This window comes from Shewanella sp. SM55, from assembly GCF_025654025.1.
In the GTDB taxonomy this organism is placed as follows: Bacteria; Pseudomonadota; Gammaproteobacteria; order Enterobacterales; family Shewanellaceae; genus Shewanella; species Shewanella oncorhynchi.
Map to the genome: position 1 here is coordinate 1 of NZ_JAKKRS010000028.1, position 4529 is coordinate 4529.

Annotated in this window: 4 protein-coding genes, 4 tRNA genes and 2 rRNA genes; 1 reads left to right on the forward strand and 9 read right to left on the reverse strand. The window is 45.5% G+C overall.

Annotated features, from left to right (window positions below; genetic code table 11):
• The 5 genes from L5L91_RS22455 to L5L91_RS22475 form a co-directional block, all read right to left on the reverse strand.
• Positions 1-285 (reverse strand): GTP-binding protein (locus L5L91_RS22455; RefSeq protein ID WP_261729865.1); only part of this gene is annotated, 285 nt, incomplete at its 3' end.
• A 117-nt stretch (positions 286-402) separates the two neighbouring features.
• Positions 403-478, reverse strand: a tRNA-Thr gene (locus L5L91_RS22460).
• Positions 479-486: 8 nt separating this feature from the next.
• A tRNA-Gly gene (locus L5L91_RS22465) sits at positions 487-560 on the reverse strand.
• Positions 561-598: 38 nt separating this feature from the next.
• A tRNA-Tyr gene (locus tag L5L91_RS22470) sits at positions 599-683 on the reverse strand.
• A gap of 8 nt (positions 684-691) precedes the next feature.
• Positions 692-767, reverse strand: a tRNA-Thr gene (locus L5L91_RS22475).
• A gap of 235 nt (positions 768-1002) precedes the next feature.
• Between L5L91_RS22475 and coaA the strand changes: the two genes are divergently transcribed.
• Positions 1003-1953: a type I pantothenate kinase gene (gene coaA / locus L5L91_RS22480; RefSeq protein ID WP_105251027.1), complete on the forward strand. Its 951-nt coding sequence runs from the start codon at positions 1003-1005 to the stop codon at positions 1951-1953.
• Between the two features lie 26 nt (positions 1954-1979).
• On the opposite strand, the gene birA is transcribed toward coaA, so the two are convergent.
• From birA to L5L91_RS22500, 4 genes are all read right to left on the reverse strand, one after another.
• Positions 1980-2939, reverse strand: a complete 960-nt coding sequence (gene birA / locus L5L91_RS22485) for a bifunctional biotin--[acetyl-CoA-carboxylase] ligase/biotin operon repressor BirA (protein WP_263237816.1) — start codon at positions 2937-2939, stop codon at positions 1980-1982.
• Positions 2932-3957 (reverse strand): UDP-N-acetylmuramate dehydrogenase, encoded by a 1026-nt coding sequence (murB, locus tag L5L91_RS22490; RefSeq protein ID WP_219252234.1) that lies wholly within the window; start codon positions 3955-3957, stop codon positions 2932-2934. Before murB ends, birA begins: the two co-directional genes overlap by 8 nt.
• Positions 3958-4136: 179 nt before the next feature.
• Positions 4137-4252 (reverse strand): 5S ribosomal RNA (gene rrf / locus L5L91_RS22495).
• 139 nt (positions 4253-4391) lie between these two features.
• Positions 4392-4529, reverse strand: a 23S ribosomal RNA gene (locus tag L5L91_RS22500); the annotation flags it as partial.

Here is a 4529-nt window from a genome sequence, read left to right on the forward strand (position 1 = left end):
ACCAGTGATCATGTTTTTAACATAGTCAGCGTGGCCTGGGCAGTCTACGTGTGCGTAGTGACGTGAAGGCGTGTCATATTCGATGTGAGAGGTATTGATCGTAATACCGCGCTCACGCTCTTCTGGAGCGTTATCGATTTGAGAGAAGTCTTTAGCTTCGCCACCGTAGGTCTTAGCCAGTACGTGAGAGATAGCTGCAGTCAGTGTGGTTTTACCATGGTCAACGTGACCAATGGTGCCCACGTTTACATGGGGCTTAATACGTTCAAATTTAGCTTTAGCCATGGTAATGCCTCAGTCCAAGATTCTTGGTGATGAAAACTAACATATAGAAAAAATCCGATGCATTAAAATGACATCGAACCGATTATGTTTAGGCGTAGGAGCTAAATTTAGAGAGGCTGGTGCTGATAGGCAGATTCGAACTGCCGACCTCACCCTTACCAAGGGTGTGCTCTACCAACTGAGCCATATCAGCAACTAATTTGGAGCGGACAGCGGGAATCGAACCCGCGTTATCAGCTTGGAAGGCTGGAGTAATACCATTATACGATGTCCGCGCAACCTAACTAAGGCTACCTAACTACCTAGAAAAAAGTGGTGGAGGGAGAAGGATTCGAACCTTCGAAGGCTGAGCCGTCAGATTTACAGTCTGATCCCTTTGGCCACTCGGGAACCCCTCCACAGAAAATGGTGCCGGCACCAAGAGTCGAACTCGGGACCTACTGATTACAAGTCAGTTGCTCTACCAACTGAGCTATGCCGGCATTATCATTTCGGAACGGGATATTAGGTAAATGCGCTCCCAAGTGCAAGTAAAAAACGCCTATTTACGTAAAAAAAACGCTTGAACGGTGTTTTTTTACACGTTATGCAACTTTGACGGCCAATTAAACAGCGAATACATCAAACGGTAACGGAAACACGACTGCAATCACCCATTTAGTATTGTTCCAAATAATCTCATAGTGTACTGTGCCTTTCCTAAGCTGAGGAAAGCCAATGACTTCTAAAAATTCAATTCAAAAAGCACTCTATCTCGCCTTCGAGCGCCTGCAATGGTCTGAGTTACGAGATTCAGTGCCGTTGACACTGAGTGAGCAAGACTTGGAGAACCTTAGAGGCATAAATGAAAAGATTTCCTTATCGGAAGTGACCGATATTTATCTTCCCCTTAGCCGGCTACTGAATTTGATCGTTAAAGCTAAGCAACAACGAGGCTTAGTGGTTGATGAATTCCTCGGTCAAAAACCATCAAAAAGTCCTTACATCATTAGTATTGCTGGTAGTGTCGCCGTCGGGAAAAGCACCACAGCACGTATTTTGCAAGCTTTACTACGACACTGGCCTGAACACCCAAAAGTTGATTTGGTGACAACAGATGGTTTTTTGTATCCTCTGGCGGACTTAAAACGTAAAGGACTCTTACAGCGTAAGGGATTTCCAGAAAGTTACGATATGAAAATGCTGGTTGAGTTTATCTCCGCCGTGAAATCCGGTCAGCCACATGTGAAAGCCCCTATCTATTCGCACGTCACCTATGACCGCGTTAAGAATCAGCATCAAACCGTTTCTCAGCCAGACATCTTAATTTTAGAAGGCTTGAATGTATTACAGACTGGACTCGACTCCCCAGTTGATACCCGTCGTCCTTTCGTCTCCGATTTTGTCGACTTTTCTATTTATGTCGATGCAGAAGAACCTTTGCTAAAACAATGGTATAAAGAACGATTTTTGCAGTTCCGCTCTGGTGCATTCAGTGACAAAAAATCTTATTTTCATCACTATTCGACGCTAACCGATGATGAAGCAAATACGATTGCCGCTAATATTTGGGACACAATCAATGGTCCAAACCTACAACTTAACATTCAACCGACCCGTGAGAGGGCCCATTTGATCCTGCAGAAAGGTCAGGATCATTTGATGTCCCACGTGCTAATGCGCAAATAGCCTTTGTAAAATTGACTCTTGCGTACTTAGCGTGCCCTTAAGCTAATTTCACCGCCGATAAATGCTTGAACACCATCAGCGGTTTCGAGCAAAACTGCACCTTGCCCATCAACGCCACGACAAATTCCTTCGACAGACTTTTCCCCCATAAGCAAACGTATTTCACGGCCATAAAATAAGTCCGCAGCTTGCCAACGAGTCTTGAATGCAGCTAATCCTTCACGCTCAAATAACTGAATATCACGCTTAAGCTGCTTCTGTAATGCAATAACAAGCGCCGTCTTGTCAGGCATGTCGACCAACTCTGACAAATCACTCCAAGGCTGATCGATACCTTTACCTTGTTCCTCTGACATAGCCATATTGACACCAACACCTATGATAAGCTGGCACAGGCTATCAGCCTGACCCGACATCTCAATCAAGATCCCGGCAAGCTTCTTGTTATCCAAATAGATGTCATTGGGCCACTTAACACCAATATTCTCGACGCCAAAAGATTTAAGCACTTCAACCAATGTACAGGCCACCACTAAACTTAATCCCATTGCCTGCGCCATTCCCTGCGGGAAAGTCCAAAACAGCGAGAAATATAAGTGATGCCCATAGGGCGACACCCAAGTTCGGCCTCGACGACCACGACCTGCGGATTGATACTCTGCCACACACACATCACCATTCTTCAATTCAGTAGTATGGTCCAGCATAAAGCCGTTGGTGCTTGCTATCTCATCAAAGTAAAAGCAACGATTATCAATTGATTGCACTAAACGTGAAGCATCAATCAAAGAAATAGGATTCGCTAACTTATAGCCGCGACCTTTGACGCTATAAATTGCCACACCATAGGTTTCTAGCGCATCGATGTGCTTATTCACTGCGGCACGCGAAATCCCAAGTTCAGTGGCTAACTGCTCGCCAGAAACAAATTGCCCGCTAGATAATAAAGCTAATATCTGGCGTTTTCTTCCCCAATGGTCAGACATGCAAATCTCCTTCGCCATTGGCCCCAATGATTCTAGGCTCGGCTTCTAGAACGACACCAAATTTATCCCGAACTTGCGCAATAACATGCAGTGCTAGGCGGCAAATATCATGCCCCGTTGCTCCGCCTCGATTCACTAACACTAAGGCTTGCTTGTCATGCACTGCCACATTGCCGAGCACAAAACCTTTCAGTCCCGCTTGTTCAATCAACCAGCCTGCAGCCAATTTCACTGTTGCATCCGCTTGTGCGTAGCCCACTATCGTCGGAAAACGCTGTGCTAAATCTAGATAACAGGCCGCGCTTACAATGGGGTTTTTAAAGAAACTGCCTGCATTGCCGAGCACCGCGGGATCAGGAAGCTTTTCACTTCGTACTTGGCATACGCGCTCAAAAATCTCATGCGCTGTAACGGTTGCAGGATCAAACGATTGTAATGGACCATAGGCCAAACGCGGTTGCCAACGTTTAGCTAAGCGCAGTCCAACAGCTGTGACTACAGCGAGATTGCGCAATTTGTCTTTGAAAATGGACTCACGGTAAGCAAATTGACACTCAGCTGTGCTGATGCGCACAAACTCACCAGAGGGTAAATCAAGATACTCAACCCAATCACACACATCACATAGTTCAACACCATAAGCGCCAATATTCTGAATAGGTGCTGCACCAACCGTCCCTGGAATTAACGCCATATTCTCCAGCCCAAACATACCATGCTCGAGCGTAAACTGAATTAACTCGTGCCAATTCTCACCCGCCTCAACATCGAGATAAAACGCTTCTGTGTCTTCAGATATTTTTATTCCTTTCGATAAAATCCTGACAACTGTGCCGTTAAAGTCCTCCGTAAAGACCAGATTGCTACCGCCACCAAGCACCAACATGGGCAATTGCTGTTGCCATAGTGGCAGACAGATCGCCTTAACAGCTTCTTTTGAGTGCGCCTCAACAAGATCCGCGCAAGACTGGGCTAAACCAAAGGAATTAAATGATTGAAGGCTATGAGATAGAGACATGTGTTTGTTCAATGACGACAAAAACGTATTGTAACTGCTAAAAGCGAGGATTGCAGCTCATGCTAGAGAAGATGGCAGGATGAAGAACAGAGAGAAAAGCAGTCCAATTAACAAATTGCAGACGCAAAAAAGCCAGCTTATTCAGCTGGCTTGGTTACATCTCAATGAGATAATTAGGYGCTTGGCGATGACCTACTCTCACATGGGGAGACCCCACACTACCATCGGCGCGTTTGCGTTTCACTTCTGAGTTCGGGATGGGATCAGGTGGTTCCACAAGGCTATTGTCACCAAGCAAATTCTGTTTATTACCGTGTCCATCACTGGCTCACGCTAATAATAATTCGGAAAGCTGATTTGCTTTGTTTGAGTTCAAACTTTATCAAGTATCTGTATTCTATCTAAGGTCGCTTAGCAAAACCCATCTGGGTTGTATGGTTAAGCCTCTCGAGTCATTAGTACATGTTAGCTCAACGCCTCACAACGCTTACACACCATGCCTATCAACGTCCTAGTCTCGAACGGCTCTTTAGAGGAATTAAATTCCTAGGGATGACTCATCTTAGGGCTCG

Bases quoted from the DNA above. Each gene is read 5' to 3' on its own strand.
- murB (WP_219252234.1), bottom strand. From the start codon at position 3,957: ATGTCTCTATCTCATAGCCTTCAATCATTTAATTCCTTTGGTTTAGCC.
- coaA (WP_105251027.1), top strand. From the start codon at position 1,003: ATGACTTCTAAAAATTCAATTCAAAAAGCACTCTATCTCGCCTTCGAG.
- birA (WP_263237816.1), bottom strand. From the start codon at position 2,939: ATGTCTGACCATTGGGGAAGAAAACGCCAGATATTAGCTTTATTATCT.